This window comes from Streptomyces sp. NPDC054842 (assembly GCF_053611025.1).
In genome coordinates this window covers 1-19937 of the sequence record NZ_JBSGZN010000073.1, presented here as the reverse complement: position 1 = coordinate 19937, position 19937 = coordinate 1, and the positions used below count along the sequence as shown (strand labels likewise).

Annotated in this window: 19 protein-coding genes and 1 rRNA gene; 4 read left to right on the top strand and 16 right to left on the bottom strand. The window is 71.9% G+C overall.

What is annotated here, in order from left to right; translation table 11 throughout:
- Positions 1 to 7: 7 nt before the first annotated feature.
- Positions 8 to 724: a DUF4232 domain-containing protein gene (locus ACWGIS_RS34500; RefSeq protein WP_453366444.1), complete on the top strand. Its 717-nt coding sequence runs from the start codon at positions 8 to 10 to the stop codon at positions 722 to 724.
- 36 nt (positions 725 to 760) lie between these two features.
- On the opposite strand, the gene hemB is transcribed toward ACWGIS_RS34500, so the two are convergent.
- The 6 genes from hemB to ACWGIS_RS34470 all read right to left on the bottom strand — a co-directional run bounded on the left by hemB (position 761) and on the right by ACWGIS_RS34470 (position 7863).
- On the bottom strand, positions 761 to 1753 hold the full coding sequence (gene hemB / locus ACWGIS_RS34495) for a porphobilinogen synthase (RefSeq protein WP_453366443.1): 993 nt from the start codon (positions 1751 to 1753) through the stop codon (positions 761 to 763).
- Between the two features lie 249 nt (positions 1754 to 2002).
- Complete coding sequence (locus ACWGIS_RS34490; RefSeq protein WP_453366442.1) at positions 2003 to 3742, bottom strand: uroporphyrinogen-III synthase; 1740 nt, start codon at positions 3740 to 3742, stop codon at positions 2003 to 2005.
- Entirely contained in the window at positions 3739 to 4752 is a 1014-nt protein-coding gene (hemC, locus tag ACWGIS_RS34485) for a hydroxymethylbilane synthase (protein ID WP_453366441.1), read from the bottom strand. Before hemC ends, ACWGIS_RS34490 begins: the two co-directional genes overlap by 4 nt.
- Entirely contained in the window at positions 4749 to 6455 is a 1707-nt protein-coding gene (locus tag ACWGIS_RS34480; protein ID WP_453366440.1) for a glutamyl-tRNA reductase, read from the bottom strand. Before ACWGIS_RS34480 ends, hemC begins: the two co-directional genes overlap by 4 nt.
- Positions 6452 to 7207, bottom strand: a complete 756-nt coding sequence (locus ACWGIS_RS34475; RefSeq protein WP_453366439.1) for a redox-sensing transcriptional repressor Rex — start codon at positions 7205 to 7207, stop codon at positions 6452 to 6454. The genes ACWGIS_RS34480 and ACWGIS_RS34475 overlap by 4 nt, the downstream gene beginning before the upstream one ends.
- Positions 7208 to 7551: 344 nt before the next feature.
- Positions 7552 to 7863 carry a glutaredoxin family protein gene (locus ACWGIS_RS34470; protein WP_453366438.1) on the bottom strand — a complete coding sequence of 104 codons (312 nt, stop codon included), beginning with the start codon at positions 7861 to 7863 and terminating at the stop codon, positions 7552 to 7554.
- Positions 7864 to 8046: 183 nt separating this feature from the next.
- Between ACWGIS_RS34470 and ACWGIS_RS34465 the strand changes: the two genes are divergently transcribed.
- The 3 genes from ACWGIS_RS34465 (at position 8047) to ACWGIS_RS34455 (ending at position 11779) form a co-directional block, all read left to right on the top strand.
- Entirely contained in the window at positions 8047 to 9000 is a 954-nt protein-coding gene (locus tag ACWGIS_RS34465; RefSeq protein ID WP_453366437.1) for an HAD family hydrolase, read from the top strand.
- A 529-nt stretch (positions 9001 to 9529) separates the two neighbouring features.
- Positions 9530 to 10303, top strand: coding sequence for an ECF subfamily RNA polymerase sigma factor, BldN family (locus ACWGIS_RS34460; protein ID WP_121405342.1), 774 nt, complete (start codon positions 9530 to 9532; stop codon positions 10301 to 10303).
- A gap of 255 nt (positions 10304 to 10558) precedes the next feature.
- The gene (locus ACWGIS_RS34455; protein WP_453366436.1) at positions 10559 to 11779 is read left to right on the top strand and encodes a DUF5667 domain-containing protein; all 1221 of its coding nucleotides are present in this window, start codon (positions 10559 to 10561) and stop codon (positions 11777 to 11779) included.
- 101 nt (positions 11780 to 11880) lie between these two features.
- On the opposite strand, the gene ACWGIS_RS34450 is transcribed toward ACWGIS_RS34455, so the two are convergent.
- From ACWGIS_RS34450 to rrf, 10 genes are all read right to left on the bottom strand, one after another.
- Positions 11881 to 12930 carry a lysophospholipid acyltransferase family protein gene (locus tag ACWGIS_RS34450; RefSeq protein ID WP_453366435.1) on the bottom strand — a complete coding sequence of 350 codons (1050 nt, stop codon included), beginning with the start codon at positions 12928 to 12930 and terminating at the stop codon, positions 11881 to 11883.
- A 14-nt stretch (positions 12931 to 12944) separates the two neighbouring features.
- Complete coding sequence (locus ACWGIS_RS34445; RefSeq protein ID WP_453366434.1) at positions 12945 to 14006, bottom strand: NAD-dependent epimerase/dehydratase family protein; 1062 nt, start codon at positions 14004 to 14006, stop codon at positions 12945 to 12947.
- A 304-nt stretch (positions 14007 to 14310) separates the two neighbouring features.
- On the bottom strand, positions 14311 to 14409 hold the full coding sequence (locus tag ACWGIS_RS34440; RefSeq protein WP_003948845.1) for a 30S ribosomal protein bS22: 99 nt from the start codon (positions 14407 to 14409) through the stop codon (positions 14311 to 14313).
- Between the two features lie 161 nt (positions 14410 to 14570).
- Positions 14571 to 14783 carry a helix-turn-helix domain-containing protein gene (locus ACWGIS_RS34435; protein WP_004984898.1) on the bottom strand — a complete coding sequence of 71 codons (213 nt, stop codon included), beginning with the start codon at positions 14781 to 14783 and terminating at the stop codon, positions 14571 to 14573.
- A gap of 129 nt (positions 14784 to 14912) precedes the next feature.
- Positions 14913 to 15728: a phosphatase gene (locus ACWGIS_RS34430; RefSeq protein ID WP_453366433.1), complete on the bottom strand. Its 816-nt coding sequence runs from the start codon at positions 15726 to 15728 to the stop codon at positions 14913 to 14915.
- Between the two features lie 110 nt (positions 15729 to 15838).
- Positions 15839 to 17011 carry an acetoin utilization protein AcuC gene (locus tag ACWGIS_RS34425; protein ID WP_453366432.1) on the bottom strand — a complete coding sequence of 391 codons (1173 nt, stop codon included), beginning with the start codon at positions 17009 to 17011 and terminating at the stop codon, positions 15839 to 15841.
- Complete coding sequence (locus tag ACWGIS_RS34420) at positions 16962 to 18203, bottom strand: MFS transporter (RefSeq protein WP_453366431.1); 1242 nt, start codon at positions 18201 to 18203, stop codon at positions 16962 to 16964. The genes ACWGIS_RS34425 and ACWGIS_RS34420 overlap by 50 nt, the downstream gene beginning before the upstream one ends.
- Before the next feature lie 60 nt (positions 18204 to 18263).
- Positions 18264 to 18992 carry a VC0807 family protein gene (locus ACWGIS_RS34415; RefSeq protein ID WP_453366430.1) on the bottom strand — a complete coding sequence of 243 codons (729 nt, stop codon included), beginning with the start codon at positions 18990 to 18992 and terminating at the stop codon, positions 18264 to 18266.
- A gap of 135 nt (positions 18993 to 19127) precedes the next feature.
- Positions 19128 to 19772, bottom strand: a complete 645-nt coding sequence (locus tag ACWGIS_RS34410) for an HAD family hydrolase (protein WP_453366429.1) — start codon at positions 19770 to 19772, stop codon at positions 19128 to 19130.
- A 78-nt stretch (positions 19773 to 19850) separates the two neighbouring features.
- Positions 19851 to 19937: ribosomal RNA gene (rrf, locus tag ACWGIS_RS34405) — 5S ribosomal RNA — on the bottom strand; the annotation flags it as partial.

Sequence of the window (19937 nt, the reverse complement as noted above, 5' to 3'; positions counted from 1 at the left end):
ACCCACCATGTCCGCACGCACCACCCGCACCCGCCTGTTCGCCGCCACCACGGTCGCGCTCGCCGCCCTCGCGCTCACGGCCTGCGACAACGGGAAGGGCGTCCGGGACGAGGGCCCGTCCGCCGCGGCCGGCGCCTCCTCGCGGCCGAGCTCCTCGAAGACGGCCGACGGCCCCGCCGCGAAGCCCGCCGGGAACGGCGGCGCGAAGGGCGGCAAGGCCACCGGCTCGACGGGCGGTACGGACACGTCCGGCGCCACGGGCTCCGCAGGGAAGACCACCGGGGGCGCGGGCTCCTCCGGGGCCGGCGGGAAGAGCAGGAACGCCGCCTGCGACGGCGCCACGACCCGCACCACGGCGACCGAGGTCAGCCGCCCGCTGAACCACATCCTGCTGACCGTCACCAACACCGGCTCGGCGAACTGCGACCTCACCGGCTACCCGGCGGTCCGCTTCGGCGAGGCGCAGGCCGTCCCGCCGGCGGCCGAGGAGACCAGGCCGCAGGCCGTCGTCACCCTCGCGCCCGGGGAGTCCGGCTACGCCGGGGTGCTGCTGGCGGCGGGCGACGGCAGCGGGCGCAACGGCTACACGGCCAAGACGCTGGAGGTCTTCTTCGGCAGCGGGAAGAGCGCCAGGCCGGCCCTCCCCGCGAAGGGCGTGTACGTCGACGACCACCTCACCGTGACGTACTGGCAGTCCGGCCTGGACGACGCGCTCGCCTACTGAGCGAGGACCGTCGCGGAGGCGCCCGGCGCGGGGCGCCTACCGCAGCTGCCGGGCGACCTCGGTGGCCCAGTACGTGAGGATGTTCCGGGCGCCGGCCCGCTTGATGCCGGTCAGGGTCTCCAGGATCGCCTTGTCGCGGTCGATCCAGCCCTTCTCGGCGGCGGCCTCGATCATCGCGTACTCGCCGGAGATCTGGTAGGCGGCCACGGGCACGTCGACGGCGTCCGCGACCTTGGCGAGGACGTCCAGGTAGGGGCCCGCCGGCTTGACCATCACCATGTCGGCCCCCTCCTCCAGGTCGAGGGCCAGCTCGCGCAGCGACTCGCGCAGGTTGGCCGGGTCCTGCTGGTACGTCTTGCGGTCGCCCTTCAGGGACGAGCCGACGGCCTCCCGGAAGGGCCCGTAGAAGGCGGAGGAGTACTTGGCGGTGTACGCGAGGACGGCGACGTCCTCCCGGCCGATCTGGTCGAGGGCGTCCCGGATCACCCCGACCTGACCGTCCATCATCCCGCTGGGTCCCACGACGTGGGCGCCGGCGTCGGCCTGGACCTGCGCCATCTCGGCGTACCGCTCCAGGGTGGCGTCGTTGTCGACCCGTCCCTGCTCGTCGAGCACACCGCAGTGACCGTGGTCGGTGAACTCGTCGAGGCACAGGTCGGACATGACGAGCAGCTCGTCCCCGACCTCGGCGCGCACGTCCCGCAGGGCGACCTGGAGGATGCCGTCGGGGTCCGTCCCGGCCGTGCCCTGGGCGTCCTTCTTGGCCTCCTCGGGCACGCCGAAGAGCATGATCCCGGAGACCCCGGCCTCCAGCGCCTCCACGGCCGCCTTCCGCAGGCTGTCGCGGGTGTGCTGCACGACCCCCGGCATCGCCTGGATCGGCACCGGCTCGGCCGCACCCTCCCGCACGAACGCGGGCAGGATGAGATCGGCGGGGTGCAGCCGCGTCTCGGCGACCATGCGCCGCATCGCGGGCGTCGTACGCAGCCGCCGCGGCCGCGTACCGGGGAAGGATCCGTAGGTGGTCATGACTTCTACGCTACGCCCGCCCCACGGGTGCCCTTGCCGACACGATGCCGGTACGGAACCCGCCCCGCCGGGGCCTGTTGCGGCCCGCTGGAGCATGCGTCATCCCCTCCGGCCCCGGAGGAAGAGCGCGAAGCGCGGAGGGGGTCCCGGGACGCCGGGAAGGCAGCCCCCGGGGACGGAACGGGAAAGGGCGGAGGGGATGAACCACACCCCTCCGCCCTCCACTCCCACGCGAGGCTCCCGCCCCGACTAGGTGGTGCGGCGCCTGCGCGACCCGGGACGGCGCTCGCTCGGCCGGGTCACCGGGTCGCCGGCGTCCAGCGCGGCGGCCCGCCGCCGCAGCCCGAAGTCCGCCAGCGCCTCCGCCAGCTTGAGCACCGAGGGCTCCGGAGCCATCACGTCGACCCGCAGCCCGTGCTCCTCCGCGGTCTTCGCGGTGGCCGGACCGATGCACGCGATCACGGTGACGTTGTGCGGCTTGCCGGCGATGCCGACCAGGTTCCGCACCGTGGACGACGAGGTGAACAGCACCGCGTCGAAGCCACCGCCCTTGATCGCCTCACGCGTCTCCGCCGGCGGCGGCGAGGCCCGCACGGTCCGGTAGGCCGTGACGTCGTCGACCTCCCAGCCCAGCTCGATCAGCCCCGCGACCAGCGTCTCGGTGGCGATGTCGGCACGCGGCAGGAACACCCGGTCGATCGGGTCGAAGACCGGGTCGTACGGCGGCCAGTCCTCCAGGAGGCCGGCCGCGGACTGCTCACCGCTCGGCACCAGGTCCGGCTTCACACCGAACGCGATCAGCGCCTTCGCGGTCTGTTCGCCGACCGCCGCGACCTTGATCCCGGCGAAGGCGCGGGCGTCGAGCCCGTACTCCTCGAACTTCTCCCGCACGGCGCGCACCGCGTTCACCGAGGTGAAGGCGATCCACTCGTACCGCCCGGTCACCAGGCCCTTGACCGCGCGCTCCATCTGCTGGGGCGTGCGCGGCGGTTCGACGGCGATCGTCGGGACCTCGTGCGGCACGGCGCCGTACGACCGCAGCTGGTCGGAGAGCGACGCCGCCTGCTCCTTCGTCCGCGGCACGAGCACCTTCCAGCCGAACAGCGGCTTGGACTCGAACCACGACAACTGGTCGCGCTGGGCGGCGGCGGAACGCTCACCGACCACGGCTATCACCGGGCGCCCGCCGTCCGGCGACGGCAGCACCTTCGCCTGCTTCAGCGTCTGCGCGATCGTCCCGAGCGTCGCGGACCAGGTCCGCTGCCGGGTCGTCGTACCGGCGATCGTCACGCTCATCGGCGTATCGGGCTTGCGCCCCGCACCGACCAGCTCGCTCGCGGCGGCGCCCACCGTGTCCAGCGTCGCCGACACCACGAGGGTGCCGTCGGACACGCCGACCTCGGTCCAGCAGCGGTCCGAGGCGGTGCGGGCGTCGACGAAGCGCACGTCCGCGCCCTGCGCGTCCCGCAACGGGACACCGGCGTACGCGGGCACGCCGACGGCGGCGGCGACACCGGGGACGACCTCGAAGGGCACCCCCGCGGCGGCGCAGGCCAGCATCTCCTCGGCGGCGTACGCGTCGAGGCCGGGGTCCCCGGACACCGCACGCACGACCCGCTTGCCGCCCCGCGCTGCCTCCATGACAAGATTGGCCGCATCCCTCGAAGAGGGACCACCAGCGGTCGTTGACGAGCCGTCAACTACCGCCAGGTGAGGCGTGCCTGGGCCCGGACGGGCCTCCGCGGAAGCGGCCGCGGCCGCACCCGGGGGCGCCCCGGAAGCGGCGTCCGTGTCCGTGTTCAGCACGGCGACGCCCTGCCTGGCGTGCGCGCGCACCACGTCGAGCACCTCGTGCTCGGCGACGAGTACGTCCGCGTTCGCCAGCGCCTCGACGGCGCGCAGTGTCAGCAGTCCCGGATCCCCGGGTCCGGCACCCAGGAAGGTGACGTGCCCGTGATCGCGGCCGGCGGAAAGCTTGGTGGGGCTCAAAGTGCTCGCTCCCCCATCAGACCGGCCGCGCCCTTGGCAAGCATCTCGGCGGCGAGTTCGCGGCCGAGGTCCATTGCTTGTTCATGCGTCCCGGGCACGGGACCGGTGGTGGACAGCTGCACCAGCGAGGAGCCGTCGGTCGTGCCGACGACGCCGCGCAGGCGCATCTCCTTGACAGTCTGCCCGTCGGCCAGAAGGTCGGCGAGCGCACCCACGGGTGCGCTGCAGCCGGCCTCCAGGGCGGCGAGCAGGGATCGTTCGGCGGTCACGGCGGCCCGGGTGAACGGGTCGTCGAGCTCGCCGAGCGCCGCGACGAGGTCCGCGTTGTCCGCGGCACACTCGATCGCGAGGGCCCCCTGGCCGGGGGCGGGCAAAACCGTGTCGACCGACAGGAACTCGGTGACCTCGCCGGTGCGGCCGATGCGGCTGAGTCCGGCGGCGGCCAGCACGACCGCGTCGAGCTCGCCCTTGTGCACGAAGCCGACGCGCGTGTCGATGTTGCCCCGGATGGCGACCGTCTCGATCGACATCCCGTGGCTGCGGGCGTACGCGTTCAGCTGGGCCATGCGGCGCGGCGAACCGGTGCCGACCCGCGAGCCGTCGGGCAGCTCGGCGAAGGTCAGCCCGTCGCGGGCGACGAGGACGTCGCGCGGGTCCTCGCGCACCGGCACGGCGGCCAGCGCGAGGTCGTCGGGCTGGGTGGTCGGCAGGTCCTTGAGGGAGTGCACGGCGAAGTCGACCTCGCCGCGCAGCAGCGCCTCGCGCAGCGCGGTCACGAAGACGCCCGTGCCGCCGATCTGCGCGAGGTGCTCCCGTGACGTGTCGCCGTACGTGGTGATCTCGACGAGCTCCACGGCCCGTCCGGTCACCCGGCTCACGGCGTCCGCCACCTGGCCGGACTGGGCCATGGCCAGCTTGCTGCGCCTGGTTCCGAGCCTCAGCGGCCCTGTCTGGTCTGCCCGCCCGTGGGACGCTGCAGCCGGCCCCTTCGGCTCACGCGGCTCACTCATGCTCGCCCTCGGTTCTCGGCGTTCTCGGTGCTGATGTCATTGACGGCCCGGGAGACGGAGGCGACCGTCTCCTGGTCCAGGTCGAACAGGGTGCGCAGCGCGTCCGCGTACCCGGCGCCGCCGGGCTCGGCGGCCAGCTGCTTGACCCGTACGGTCGGCGCGTGCAGGAGTTTGTCGACGACTCGCCGGACGGTCTGGGTGATCTCCCCGCGCTGCCGGTCGTCGAGGTCGGGCAGCCGGCCGTCCAGGCGCGCGATCTCGCCGGCGACGACGTCGGCGGCCATGGTGCGCAGGGCCACCACGGTGGGGGTGATGTGGGCGGCCCGCTGGGCGGCGCCGAAGGCGGCCACCTCGTCGGACACGATCCGCCGCACCTGGTCCACGTCGGCGGCCATCGGCGCGTCCGCGGACGCCTCGGCGAGCGACTCGATGTCGACGAGGCGCACACCGAGCAGCCGGTGCACGGCGGCGTCGATGTCGCGGGGCATCGCGAGGTCGAGCAGGGCGAGCACGGGCGCGGGGCGGGGGGCCTCGGCTACGGGCTCGGGCCTGCGCCGCTCGGGCACCCGCCCGATGGCGGCGGCGGTGGCCGCGAGCGCGGTGATGAGTTCGGCGTCGGCCTCGGGCGTACGGCGGTTGTCGCGCCGCTCGCCGGGGGCGTTGTCCACCCATGCCGCGTGCTGTTCCAGTGCGGCCGCGTCCAGGCCGGCCACCGCGGCCTCCCCCATGACGGAGAAGCCGGTGGCGCCCTGCACGGCGGACAGGTCCAGCGGGCAGTTCTCCTCGGCGCCCGCGGCGGCGGGTGCGAGGGGTCCGGTCGGGCCCGCCGGGGCGCTCCGGCGTACTTCGGCCCGTGCGCCGGTGCGTCCCTCGACGGCGGTGGCGACGGTGTCCGCGGTCAGCACGAGTCCGGTCGCGCCGGTGCAGGACACGGCGATGTCGGCACGTGTCAGCTCGTCCGGCACCGAGTCCATCGGTACCGCGCGGGCGAGCACGTCCGTGTCGTCGCCCTGCGCGAGGATCTGCGCGAGGCGCTCGGCCCGTTCCTGCGTGCGGTTGGCCACGACGATCTCGGCGACCCCGGCGCGTGCCAGCGTCGCCGCGGCCAGCGAGGACATGGAGCCCGCGCCGATCACCAGCGCCCGCTTGCCCTTGGCCCAGCTGTCGACGGCCGCGCCGGACGAGAGCTGTTCCAGGCCGAAGGTGACCAGGGACTGGCCCGCGCGGTCGATGCCGGTCTCGGAGTGGGCGCGCTTGCCGACCCTGAGGGCCTGCTGGAACAGGTCGTTCAGCAGCCGGCCCGCGGTGTGCAGTTCCTGCGCGGTGGCCAGGGAGTCCTTGATCTGGCCGAGGATCTGGCCCTCGCCGACCACCATCGAGTCCAGGCCGCAGGCCACGGAGAAGAGGTGGTGGACGGCCCGGTCCTCGTAGTGCACGTAGAGATAGGGGGTGAGCTCGTCGAGTCCGACCCCGCTGTGCCGGGCGAGCAGGGTGGAGAGCTCGGCGACGCCCGCGTGGAATTTGTCCACGTCGGCGTACAGCTCGACGCGGTTGCAGGTGGCGAGCACCGCGGCCTCGGTGGCCGGTTCCGCGGCCAGCGTGTCGTGGAGGAGCTTGACCTGCGTGTCCGCGGACAGCGTGGCCCGCTCCAGGACGCTGACCGGAGCGCTGCGGTGGCTCAGGCCGACGACGAGAAGACTCATGCCGGCATCACGGCGGGGACATCCCCGTCCGGCCCCTTCTCGGTCTCCGTCGGGGCCGGTACGACGGCACCGGCCTCGGCCGCGGCCTCCTCGCCGGCCTTGCGCTGCTCGTGGAAGGCGAGGATCTGCAGCTCGATGGAGAGGTCGACCTTGCGCACGTCGACGCCGTCCGGGACGGACAGGACGGTCGGCGCGAAGTTCAGGATGGAGGTGACGCCGGCGGCGACGAGCCGCTCGCAGACCTGCTGGGCCGCGCCGGCGGGCGTCGCGATGACACCGATCGAGACACCGTTCTCGTCGATGATCTTCTCCAGCTCGTCCGTGTGCTGGACGGGGATGCCGGCGACCGGCTTGCCGGCCATCGCGGGGTCGGCGTCTATCAGCGCGGCGACCCGGAATCCGCGCGAGGCGAAGCCGCCGTAGTTGGCGAGCGCGGCGCCGAGGTTTCCGATACCGACGATCACAACCGGCCAGTCCTGGGTCAGGCCCAGCTCGCGGGAGATCTGGTACACGAGATACTCGACGTCGTACCCCACACCCCGGGTCCCGTAGGAGCCGAGGTAGGAGAAGTCCTTGCGCAGCTTCGCGGAGTTGACCCCCGCCGCGGCCGCGAGCTCCTCGGAGGAGACCGTGGGCACCGAGCGCTCCGACAGTGCGGTGAGGGCTCGGAGGTACAGCGGAAGGCGGGCGACGGTGGCCTCGGGAATCCCTCGGCTGCGGGTCGCCGGTCGGTGAGTTCGGCCAGTTGCCACGGTGCTCCTGCGGGTAGAGCGGGGCTGCAGGCGGTCACACGTTCCCGGACCGCCCCGTCGAATGCAGGCTATGTCTTTGTGAACGCGTGCACAAAGATGGTGTCCGATTTGCCCGGCCAACGTGACCGGGGTCACGCGACCCCGACGCGCGCGTATGGAACGTGCGCGCACCGGCTTTCGTTCTCTCCTGGATGGGGGCAAAACCGTACACACTCCTTACGCATCCCGCCCCCGAGATCTGAACCGCCTTCGATCCTAAGCGACTTTCCGGACCACTTGGACTACTCAGTCAGTCACGGTTCGGACCCGCGGCCCCATGCGCCCCAAGGGTTCGGGGCCCGCCGTCACGCGGTCAGGGCCCTGCGCAGCCGCTCCTCGTCGACCCGCCAGAACGTGTGCTGGGCGCCGTCCACCAGCACGACGGGGATCTGCTCCCAGTACTGGCGGTTCAGCTCCTCGTCCTGCGTGATGTCCTTCCCCTCCCACGGGACGCCGAGTTCCGCGCACACCTTCTCGACGACCGCCTGTGCGTCATCACACAGATGGCATCCGGGCTTCCTGACGAGTGTGACCAACCGCTCGCGCGGCGCCTTCTTCATGTCCGTCTTCTCCTTACGGCGGTCACCGCGCCGGAACAGGGGGCTCATGCCGGCCATTCTCGCCCCGCGCGGACCCGGACGCCCCCTCCCCGCCCCGGGTCCCCGTACCGCAGGGACCCGCGGGGACGGGTGCGCGGCGCGCCGGTCGGATCGCGGCTTTAACGACACGGTCGCGGAGAGTTCACAGCCCCGCATCCTCTCGACTCCGGAAGCACCGAACAGACTGGCTATGCTCACGACATGGCCGCTCTCGGATGGCTCACTCCCCGTAGGCGCTCCGCCACGGCGCGGAGCGTGTTGGCAGGCGAGGCCTCGGCGGAGGCAGCGCGCAAGACCTCCCAGGCGCTGGAGGACCACGCGGACCTCACGCCCGAGGCCCTGCCCGACCTCCCCGTGCGGGAACCGGAGTTCCCGGTCCTCGGCGACGTCAAGGCCGCCGCGTTCTTCGACCTCGACAACACGGTGATGCAGGGCGCCGCGCTCTTCCACTTCGGCCGCGGGCTGTACAAGCGCAGGTTCTTCGAGACGCGCGACCTCGCCCGGTTCGCCTGGCAGCAGGCGTGGTTCCGGCTGGCCGGCGTCGAGGACCCCGAGCACATGCAGGACGCCCGCGACTCGGCGCTCTCCATCGTCAAGGGCCATCGCGTCGCCGAACTGATGTCGATCGGCGAGGAGATCTACGACGAGTACATGGCCGAGCGGATCTGGCCGGGCACGCGCGCGCTCGCGCAGGCCCACCTGGACGCGGGCCAGAAGGTGTGGCTGGTCACCGCCGCGCCCGTCGAGATCGCCACGGTGATCGCCCGCCGGCTCGGGCTGACCGGCGCGCTCGGCACGGTCGCGGAGTCCGTCGACGGCGTCTACACCGGCAAGCTGGTGGGTGAGCCGCTGCACGGCCCGGCGAAGGCGGAGGCGGTCCGCGCGCTGGCCACCGCCGAGGGACTGGACCTCTCGCGCTGCGCCGCGTACAGCGACTCCCACAACGACATCCCGATGCTGTCCCTGGTGGGCCACCCCTACGCGATCAACCCCGACGCCAAGCTCCGCAAGCACGCCCGGTCCTCGGACTGGCGGCTGCGGGACTACCGCACCGCACGCAAGGCCGCCAAGGTCGGCATCCCGGCGGCGGCCGGGGTCGGCGCGGTCGCGGGCGGCACGGCCGCGGCGATCGCGATCAGCCGGCGCCGCCGGTAGCGGCTCCGCCGCCACCCTCCCCGCGCTCCCGCTCGTCACGCTCCGCACGCGACGCCCGTCCCCCGACGGTCCCGTGCCGCGCGTGTGCCCGCAGTCCGGCGGGCCCTCCGGGTCGGCCTCTTCCACCCGCCGCCGCGCGGGTCTTCGCCGTACCCGGCCACAGGGCCTCGCGTTGACGCTCCCGTACAGAAGTGCGCGCGAACACGGGTTCCGGGCGGGTGGGCAGAGGGCAATCCTGCTGTTCTACCCCGCAACGCCCCCGCCAGTCCCGACGTCCGCAGACGAGCACAACCCGCCCCGCACCCAGACGGAAGTCGAACCGGTTCGATCAACAACCGGTCACCGAACGGCCCCCGATGAGGCGTTGATCGGTTACAGAAACGACGTAATCGATGATTTGAGCAACTGGGTGTAGCGCTGCCTGTACGAAGCGTTATTCTCCTCAAACGCATGACGGACGCCACCGGTCGCTACGACGGGTGAACGATCCGGTACTGCACGTGATGGAAGCTCTGCCTCTGGGAGTCCCGTGTACCCACACGTCGGGGTTGACGCCTCGGGCCTGGCTACGCTGCGCGCAACGGTCCTCGACCGCCTGCGCGGCTTCGTCCCCACCGCGTACGCCGTCCCCGCCCTCGCTGTCTCCGCCGCACCCGTCGGTCCGTGCTACGCACTGGCCGACGGCAGCGCGGCGGTCGGCAGACGAGGCCGCTCGGCCGCCACGCCCACCGCGCGCCGCCCGGCCGCGGACAGTGACAGCGCCCGGATGATGGATCTCGTCGAGCGGGCCCAGGCCGGCGAGGCCGACGCCTTCGGACGCCTCTACGACCAGTACAGCGACACCGTGTACCGCTACATCTACTACCGCGTCGGGGGCAAGGCGACGGCGGAGGACCTCACCAGCGAGACCTTCCTGCGGGCCCTGCGCCGCATCGGCACGTTCACCTGGCAGGGCCGCGACTTCGGCGCCTGGCTGGTGACCATCGCCCGCAACCTGGTCGCCGACCACTTCAAGTCCAGCCGCTTCCGGCTGGAGGTCACGACCGGCGAGATGCTCGACGCGAACGAGGTCGAGCGCAGCCCGGAGGACTCCGTCCTGGAGTCGCTGTCCAACGCGGCACTGCTGGACGCCGTGCGGCGCCTGAACCCCCAGCAGCAGGAGTGCGTGACGCTGCGCTTCCTCCAGGGCCTCTCGGTCGCCGAGACCGCCCGGGTGATGGGCAAGAACGAGGGCGCCATCAAGACCCTCCAGTACCGGGCCGTGCGCACCCTCGCCCGGCTCCTCCCGGACGACGCACGCTGACCCGTAAATGATCACATTGCGATCCCACACGCTCAGCGACGATCAACTCACTGTCCGTAGAAGTCCGTTGACTTCGCGGTCCGATCATCCGTCGTCCGTAACCCAAGTGCCGCGACGCTCGTTGTGCGGGATACAGGCTCCCTGTGGTCACACCCTGGCCACCACCGATCACCCGATCGTGTGAGTGCGCTCAGGGCGTGCAACCCTCAGGACCCCCTGGGGAGTCGACCGTCATGACGAGAGGAGGTGCCGCCAGTGATCGCGAACGTATCGGCGCACCGGCGGGCGAACGCCTTCGCCCAGGCCCTGGAGGAGCAGTCCGACCGGGGCACGGCGGCCGAGCAGCCAGGATCGGCACCGCCCCCGGCTGCTGCGGAACAGACCGAGCAGGGCCTCATGCTGGCCCTCGCCACGGGTCTCGGCGAGCTGCCCAAACCTGTACTGGACCCTGAGGTCAAGGTCGTCCAGCGGGCTCAGCTCGTGGCCGCGATGGAGGCCATGCTGCTGGACGGCACGGCTCCGCTGGGCGAAGCGAGGGATTCTTCGGTACCCGAGCAGCGGTCCCACCGCCGGGGCGCCCACCGGGCGACCGGCCTCGGGAAGCTGCGACCGCGGTCCCGGTTGTCCAAGGGCCTGGCCGCGGGCGGGCTCACCGTCGGAGTGGCCGCCGGAGCGTTCGGCGGGGTCGCCGCCGCCAGCTCCGACGCCCTGCCCGGAGACTCGCTCTACGGGCTCAAGCGCGGCATGGAGGACATCAAGCTGGGGCTGGCCGACGGCGCCGGCGACCGCGGACAGATCTACCTCGACCACGCCTCGACGAGGCTCAACGAAGCACGCCGGCTGATGGAGCGGGACCGCTCGGGCCCGCTCGACCACGAGTCGCTGAGCGAGATCCGCCGCGCGCTCTCCGGCATGCAGCACGACGCCTCCGAAGGCCACCGCCTGCTGCACGAGGCGTACGAGCAGGACGGCTCACTGGCGCCCATCCAGGCCCTGTCCGCCTTCTCCCAGACGCATCGCGAGGCCTGGGGCGCGCTGCGCGACCGGCTGCCCGTGCAACTCGGCGACGTCAGTGACCAGGTGTCGTCGGTCTTCGACGCCATAGACGAGGAAGTCGACCCGCTGCGCGCGCTGCTCCCGCAGCCCCCCGCGAAGGAGGGCGACGGCAGGCAGGGCTCCGGCTCGGCCTCCACGGGCTCCTCGGACACGGGCAGTCCGGAGCCCAGCGCCAGCGGCGGTTCCTCCGACGGCCGGCACTCCGGCAGCGGCAAGCCGAAGCCGTCCACGTCCGACGGCGACGACGACGGCCTGCTCGGGGGGAACACGGGCGGACTGCTCGACCCGCCCGAGGACGACACCAGTTCGTCCCCGTCGACCGGCCGGACCAGCCCGTCCGCCGAACCGGACGTCACGCTGCCGCCGCTCCTCCCGGGACTCCTCCCGGGACTGGGCATCGACAGCGAGGACGTCAGGTAACGCCCGTACGGGAACGGGGCGCCTCCCTTCGCAGGGGGGCGCCCCGTTCCCGTGTCCGCGCCATGTGGCCGACCGGTGTCAGCCGGGTGGCCGGACGCGTCTCAGAAGAACACCGAACGCCGCTGCACCAGCAGCTTGTACAGGGTGTGCTGGATCTGCTCCCGGACCTGGTCCGTCAGGTTGAACATGAGCATCGGGTCCTCGGCCGCCTCCGGCGGATAGCCGTCCGTACGGATCGGCTCGCCGAACTGGATCGTCCACTTCGTCGGCAGCGGAACCGCCCCGAGCGGCCCCAGCCACGGGAACGTCGGGGTGATCGGGAAGTACGGGAAGCCCAGCACCCGCGCCAGCGTCTTCGCGTTGCCGATCATCGGGTAGATCTCCTCCGCCCCGACGATCGAGCACGGGATGATCGGGGTGCCCTGCCGCAGCGCCGTGGAGACGAAGCCGCCCCGGCCGAAACGCTGGAGCTTGTAGCGCTCGCTGAACGGCTTGCCGATGCCCTTGAAGCCCTCGGGCATCACACCGACCAGTTCGCCGCGCTCCAGCAGCCGTTCGGCGTCCTCGGCGCAGGCGAGCGTGTGACCGGCCTTGCGGGCCAGCTCGTTCACCACCGGCAGCATGAACACCAGGTCCGCCGCGAGCAGTCGCAGGTGACGGCCCGCCGGATGGTTGTCGTGGACGGCGACCTGCATCATCAGGCCGTCCAGCGGCAGCGTCCCCGAGTGGTTGGCGACGATCAGCGCCCCGCCCTCGGACGGGATGTTCTCGATGCCCTTCACCTCGACGCGGAAGTACTTCTCGTACACCGGCCGGATGAGGGACATCAGGACCTGGTCGGTGAGTTCGGCGTCGTAGCCGAAGTCGTCGACCTCGTAGTCACCGGTGAGCCGGCGGCGGAGGAAGGCCAGCCCGCCGGCGATCCTCCGCTCCAGACCACCGGCCCGGCCCCGCTCGGGCGTCTCCGGGCTCTCTCGCGTCACAGGAACATCGTCCTGCGCCGGCGCCGGGCCGGGCAGGGGCTGGACCTCACGTACCGCCGCGGGCTCGCTCTTGAGCCGGCTCCCCGCGCCCCGGCGCCGGGTCGGGCGCGGCACAGCGCCGCCGCGCGATCGGTCGTCGTCGAACGGAATGACCTTGGCGTCCGCCATCGTTGTCGCGCTCCTCAGTTGGCGCTCTGCGTCGGGGATGTGCCGCCGCCCAGGACGGGCAGCGCGGCGATCCGGTCGACGGCCCCCGCGAGGGCCTCCGGGGGCAGGAGTCCGGGTCCCCGGCTTCGGGCGAAGTCCGCGAAGGTCTCCGCCGTCGTGTACTTCGGCTGGTAACCGAGCGTCTCGCGCATCTGGATCGTCGCCACGACCCGTCCGTGCGTGAGCAGTCGCAGCTGCTCCGGCGAGAAGTCGGTCATGCCCAGCGTACGCACCGCCGTCCCGACCCAGCTGACCGCGGGCATCAGCAGCGGGACCGTGGGCCTGCCCAGGCGCCGCGCGCACTGCGAGAGCAACAGCACCCCGTCCCCGGCGATGTTGAACGTGCCGCTGTTGAGCGTCCCGCGCTCGGGCTCGTGCGAGGCCAGGCGCAGCACCTCGATCACGTCGTCCTCGTGCACGAACTGCAGCCGCGGGTCGTAGCCGAGCACGGTGGGCAGCACCGGCAGCGAGAAGTACGAGGCGAGCGGCGAGTCGGCGCTGGGCCCCAGGATGTTGGCGAACCGCAGCACGCACACGGCGACGTCGGGCCGGCGGCGCGCGAAGCCCCGCACGTACCCCTCGACCTCGACCGTGTCCTTCGCGAAGCCGCCGCTCGGCAGCGACTTGGGCGTGGTCGTCTCGGTGAACACGGCCGGATCGCGCGGCGCGGACCCGTACACGTTCGTACTGGACTTCACGGCGAGGCGCTTGACCGTGGGGGACTTCTGGCAGGCACCGAGCAGTTGCATGGTGCCGATGACGTTGGTCTCCTTCTGGGACGTCCGGCTGCCGCTGCCCAGCGGGGTGCCGGTCACGTCCATGTGCACGACCGTGTCGACGGAGTGCTCCGCGAGCACCCGCGCGATGGCGGGCTGCCGTATGTCCGCCTGGACGAAGTCGGCACCCCCCAGGTGGTGCTCGGGCGGGACCGCGTCCACCGCGATCACCCGCTCCACTTCGGGGTCCCGCTGGATCCGTCGTACGAACCGGCCCCCCAGCTGACGGGCCGCTCCGGTCACGAGCACGACCTTCCCCAAGATCAGCGCCTTCCTTCCGCCTCGTCCCGCACCACGTACCCCTGCCCGTACCCTGCCGGGTTCCCCGCGTCCGGCCAACTTAGCGGTTCGGTGTTGCGCTGTGATGACCGCCCGCTGCCCGACGTGACGACACCCCCGGACGTACGACGGGACCCGGCCATTTGCCGCACAGTCATACGCTCGGCGGGCCCGGCGCGGCCGGACATGACTGTGGCCCCCCACCTGACGGTGGGGGGCCACAGAGCGCGCTGTTGCAGCGGTCGCGCAACCGTAAGGACGGTCCCCGCGGACGCGGGGGACGGCCTTACTTCTTGTTGCGACGCTGAACGCGAGTGCGCTTGAGCAGCTTGCGGTGCTTCTTCTTGGCCATCCGCTTGCGCCGCTTCTTGATAACAGAGCCCACGACTACCCTCGCTCACTTCTCTTCACTCGGTGCTGGGCGCCGGGGCCCACACGACCTACGAGGGGCTAGCCTACCCGTCCGAGCGCTGAGGTCGTAATCGAGGTGGACCGGGGTTCCCCGGAGGCACCGCGAGGGCCTCCGGGAGAACCCGCGGAACGCCGTCAGGCGGTCTCCACCCCCACGTAGCTCTCGCGGAGGTACTCGTGAACCGCTTGCTCCGGCACCCGGAAGGACCTCCCCACCCGGATCGCCGGCAGATGACCGCTGTGCACCAAGCGGTACACGGTCATCTTCGACACTCGCATCACCGAGGCGACTTCCGCCACGGTCAGGAACTGAACCTCGTTCAGAGGCCTCTCGCCAGCTGCAGCCATGACACACCTGAACCTTCCGCACTCGACGGCCACCGGCTTCCCCTTCCGGTGACACTTCGTCGTTGCGTGCTCACTCCCCAGAGTAGGGGCGGGTGATGCGAGTGGGGAAGAGGAGCTGCCATCGGCGCCCTACTGTGACAGACACGCTCGATTGAGTACATAGCGAGTAAGCGGTCGGTAGTAATCAGACCGCACAGCGTCATCAAGGGGAACGGCCACGGACACCCGCCCCTCCGCCTCACCCACGAAGAGCGCGGGATCGTCCGTATCGGCCAGCCCGATGGCCTCGAACCCCAGCTGACCTGCCCCGCAGACCCATCCGTGGTCTCCGACGACCAGCTCGGGAAGCGGCCCTCCGGCCTCCGCGGCGGCCGCCAGCGCGGTGCGGACCGGGAGCGGTGAGTGCGTGTGTGCGCCGGTCGTACGCCCGGGGGCCCGCGCCCCGGGTTCCCGCACCAACGCGACTCCCCGTACGTAGTCCAGGTTGTACGTGCGTAGGCCGAACCGGGTCGTTATGTCGACAGAGCCACCCTGCGCCGGGGTGAGGACTTCACATCCCGCCGCCGACAGGGCGTCCGCCAGAGCGGCGTAGAAACCGATGAGCCGGTGCGGGTGTCCGGTGCCGAAAAGCACCGGTGCCCCCCTCCGGGCCGCCTCGCCGAGCCGCTCCGCGAAGGCGTGCAGAGCGATCAGAGTGCGCTCCGGGTCGATCACATCATGCCCTGAAGTGTGACCGGGGTCGGCGGAAACCCCGCACTTGTCGGCCATCAGCTCGATCAACTCCCGCTGCCCCCAATGCCACTCGGGATCCAGCCCGAGCAGGACCCGGGGATCGCGGGCCGCGAAGAGCCGATAGCTGCGCAGACTCCGCTCCCGCGAGGTGGCCACGGTCCCGGCCAGCCGGGCCGCCAGCAGATGCGCACGCATTGCTCCGGTGCTCAACACGCCAGCGATGCTGGCGCATCGAGAACCCCGGCACCCCGAAAACCCCGAAAACGCCGCACAGTTGGCGTAACAGCCCATCCGGTGCCGGGCGCCGGCCCGACCACGCGTACCTACGCGAGCAGTCCGCGCAGGGGGAACACCGCCCGGCGCGCCGCCAGCACCGCCTGGTCCAGCCGGTCCGCGGGGTCGTACCCCTCGTCCCAGCCCCGCCAGGACACCGGCCACCGGCCGTCGGTCATCCGCATGGGCGCCAACTGCCGTGTCCGCGCGAAGACTTCCTGCCGCCAGCCCTCGGGGATCACCGTCCCGGGCTCCACCGGCCGGCCCGCCGCGACCCCGACCAGATGCGTCCACGACCGCGGCACCACCTCGACCACGGCGTACCCCCCGCCCCCGAGCGCGACCCACCGCCCGTCGGCGTACTCGTGCGCCAGGTCGTGACAGGCGACCTGCACCGCCCGCTGCGCGTCGAGCGACACCGCGAGATGAGCCAGCGGATCCTCGAAGTGGGTGTCGGCCCCGTGCTGGGTGACCAGCACCTGCGGCCGGAAGTCCGCGAGCAGCTCCGGCACCACGGAGTGGAAGGCCCGCAGCCACCCCGCGTCCCCGGTCCCGGCGGGCAGCGCCACGTTCACCGCCGAACCCTCCGCGCGGTCCGACCCGGTCTCCTCCGGCCACCCGGTCTGCGGGAACAACGTCCGCGGATGCTCGTGCAGCGAGATCGTCAGGACCCGCGGATCCTCCCAGAACGCGGCCTGCACCCCGTCACCGTGGTGCACGTCCACATCGACATAGGCGACCCGCTCGGCACCGAGCTCCAGCAGCCGCGCGATGGCCAGCGACGCGTCGTTGTAGATGCAGAAGCCCGAGGCGCCGCCCGGCATCGCGTGGTGCAGCCCGCCCGCGAAGTTCACCGCGTGCAGGGCGTCCCCGCGCCAGACCGCCTCGGCCGCCCCCACCGACTGCCCCGCGATCAGCGCCGACACCTCGTGCATCCCGGCGAACGCGGGATCGTCCATCGTGCCCAGCCCGTACGACGCGTCCGCCGCACCGGGGTCCGCGGAGGCCGCCCTGACCGCCTCGACGTAGTCCTCCCGGTGGACCAGCCGCAGGGTCGACTCCCCGGCCGGCTTCGCCGCGACCACCTCGACCTCCCGGTCGAGCCCGAAGGCACCGACCAGGGACCGGGTCAGCGCCAGCCGGACCGGATCCATCGGGTGGTCCGGACCGAAGTCATAGCCCGTTACTGCCTCGTCCCACATCAGCTGTGTGCGGCCGCTCATGCCCGTCACCGTATCGGTCCGGTTCGGCGCTGAACGACCTGGCATACCTCAGCGTCAGCAGGACCAGCACCATCGGTACGAGCATGGCGCCCCGGTAGCTCCAGGCGTCCCCGAGCGCCCCCACCAACGGCGAACCGACGAGGAAGCCGACGTAGTTGAAGACGTTGAGCCGCGCGACCGCCGCGTCCGAGGCCCCCGGGAACAGCCGCCCCGCCGCCGCGAAGGTCTGCGGCACGATCACGCACAGGCCGAGCCCCAGCAGCGTGAACCCCAGCATCCCCACCCACGGGCCCGGCGCGAGGGCCACGACCGCGAACCCCAGCGCCGCCACCACCGCCCCGACCCGGACGACGGCCACCGCCCCGAACCGCCGCACCCCGAAGTCCCCGATCGACCGCCCCAGCAGCGTGGTGACCATGTAGACGTTGAACGGGACGGTCGCCAGCTGCTCCGAACTGCCCAGCACGTCCTGGAGGTACTTCGCGCTCCAGTTGGAGACCGTCGAGTCCCCGATGTACGCGAAGGTCATCACCAGACACAGCGGCAGCAGCAGCTTGAACACGAGAGGCCCGGCCTCCGCCCGGGCCCCCTTCCCCCCGCCGGGACCGGCCTCCGCCGCCGCCTTCCCGGTGGCGTCCCCGTCGACGTACCACCGGCTGCCGACCAGAGCCGCCGGCAGCAGCACCGCCACCACCGGCAGATACGACACGAACAGCGACAGGTGCCAGTGCGCGCCCGCCCACGCGAGCGAGGCACCGACGATCCCGCCCAGGCTGTACGCGGCATGGAAGCCGAGCATGATGCTGCGCCCGTACGTGCGCTGGAGGCTCACGCCGAGCATGTTCATCGACGCGTCGAGCGCGCCGACCGCCAGCCCGAACGCCCCCAGCGCGACCGCCACTTGAGCCACGTGGTCGCCGGCTCCGACGCCGAGCAGAGCCAGCAGGACGACGGGCTGCGACCACCTCAGTACCCGGCTGGGAGGCACCCGCTTGACCAGCTTCTCGGTACAGACGCTGCCGACGCCGGCCAGCACCGGCACGGCCGCGAGGAACGCCGGCAGCAGGGCGTCGGATATCCCGTACCGGTCCTGGATCGCCGGGATGCGCGTCACCAGCAGCGCGAAGGCCACGCCCTGGGCGAGGAAGCTGAACGCCAGCGAGGCCCTGCCGCGCCGCAGCACATCTGTCATGGCGGCGAGCGTAGGGCCCCGGCCTACCCGTGGGTAGATCAAGCCGAAGATGAATTTCGCTCAGCTCTCAGCGGACCGAAGGCCCGCCCCGCCGCGGAGCTCCTCCCTCAGCATCATCTTCATCGGGACGACCGCGAGGGCACCGCTGACGAGGAACGCCAGCACCATCGAAGCGGTCATCACGACCGTACCGAGCCAGACCATGGTGTCCACCGGCAGCGTGTAGGCGCCCACGACCCGGGCCACGCACTCCCCGAGCAGCACCACGCCCCATACGACGGAGAACGTCCGCTCGGCCCGCCGGAACCGCTCGGACCCGCCGAGCAACCGCTCCCACGCGGCGCCCCTCGCCGCGTCCCCCTTGATGAGGAACGGCGCCATGGCCGCCGTCATCATCGGCCTCCCCAGCAGCACCGAGACCAGGATCCCGATACCGACGACACTGCTGACCGCGCTGTCCTTGGCCAGCATCAGCCGCGGGTCGCCGGCCACCGACCCGAGCACCAGCCCGGCGACGTTGACCGCCAGGATCAGCGCCGCCAGCCCGTTGAGCCTGCGGTCCCGCACGGCGCCCCACACGGTCCGCACCGCCGGCAGCACGCTGCTCCAGCCGAGCGCGGCCACCGTGCCGAATCCGAGTCCGTCCCTCAGGAGGTAGAACGACGCGAGCGGCACCGCCACGTCCACGACCAGCGGCAGGAAACCGCGCCGGACGGATGCCCGCGCCGGTGCCGAGTTCCCCGCGACGGCAGGCGTCTCGGTGCGGGTGGCGGTGGCCGTGAGGCTCATGGTCGGGTCCCTCCGTGGTCGCTGTGTACGTCCCGTGCTCGACGTACACAGCTTCGCGCCCGGACCCGGGGCGCCAGTAGGAACGATCGTCCGGACCCGGGGATGACAAATGTCAGGGCCGCCGGCCGAGCGCCGTCACGCGAGCAGGTCGGCCAACTCCCCCATGTCGCCGAACAGTTCGGTGGCCCCGGTCAGCCGGTCCGCCGGAGTCATCGCGGTGAACCCGTACACGTCCATGCCGGCCGCGTTCGCCGCCCGCACCCCCAGCGGGCTGTCCTCCACGACGGCACACCGCCGCGCCGGTACGCCCATGCGCTCGGCCGCGTACAGGAACAGGTCGGGCGCCGGCTTGCCCCGCCCCACGTCCTGCGAACTGAAGATCCGCCCGTCGTCGAACCACCGGTCGAGCCCGGTCTTCCGGTGCCCCACCCGGATCCGCTCGTGGCTCCCGGAGGAGGCCACGCAGTACGGCACCCCGTCCGCGGCGAGCTTCTCCAGCACCTGCACCGCCCCGGCGACGGGCTGAAGCTCCCGCTCGAAGGCGGCGAACACCCGCCCGTGGAAGACGTCGTCGAAGTCCGGCGGAAGACGCTGCCCGGTCCGCTCCAGCACCGTGTCGTGGACGCGGTGCATGGCGGCGCCCATGTAGTCCCGCAGGGAGTCCTCGTACGAGGTGGGGTGCCCGAGTTCGGTGAGGTACGCGGCCAGAAGCGTGTTGGAGATCGGCTCGCTGTCCACGAGGACGCCGTCGTTGTCGAAGATGACCAGGTCGTAGCGCATGGCTCGACCATAAACGACCCCGGAAAACAGAAAACCCCCGTACCGGTATCCCCGGCACGGGGGTTTTCTCTAAAATTTGTTCGGCGGCGTCCTACTCTCCCACAGGGTCCCCCCTGCAGTACCATCGGCGCTGTAAGGCTTAGCTTCCGGGTTCGGAATGTAACC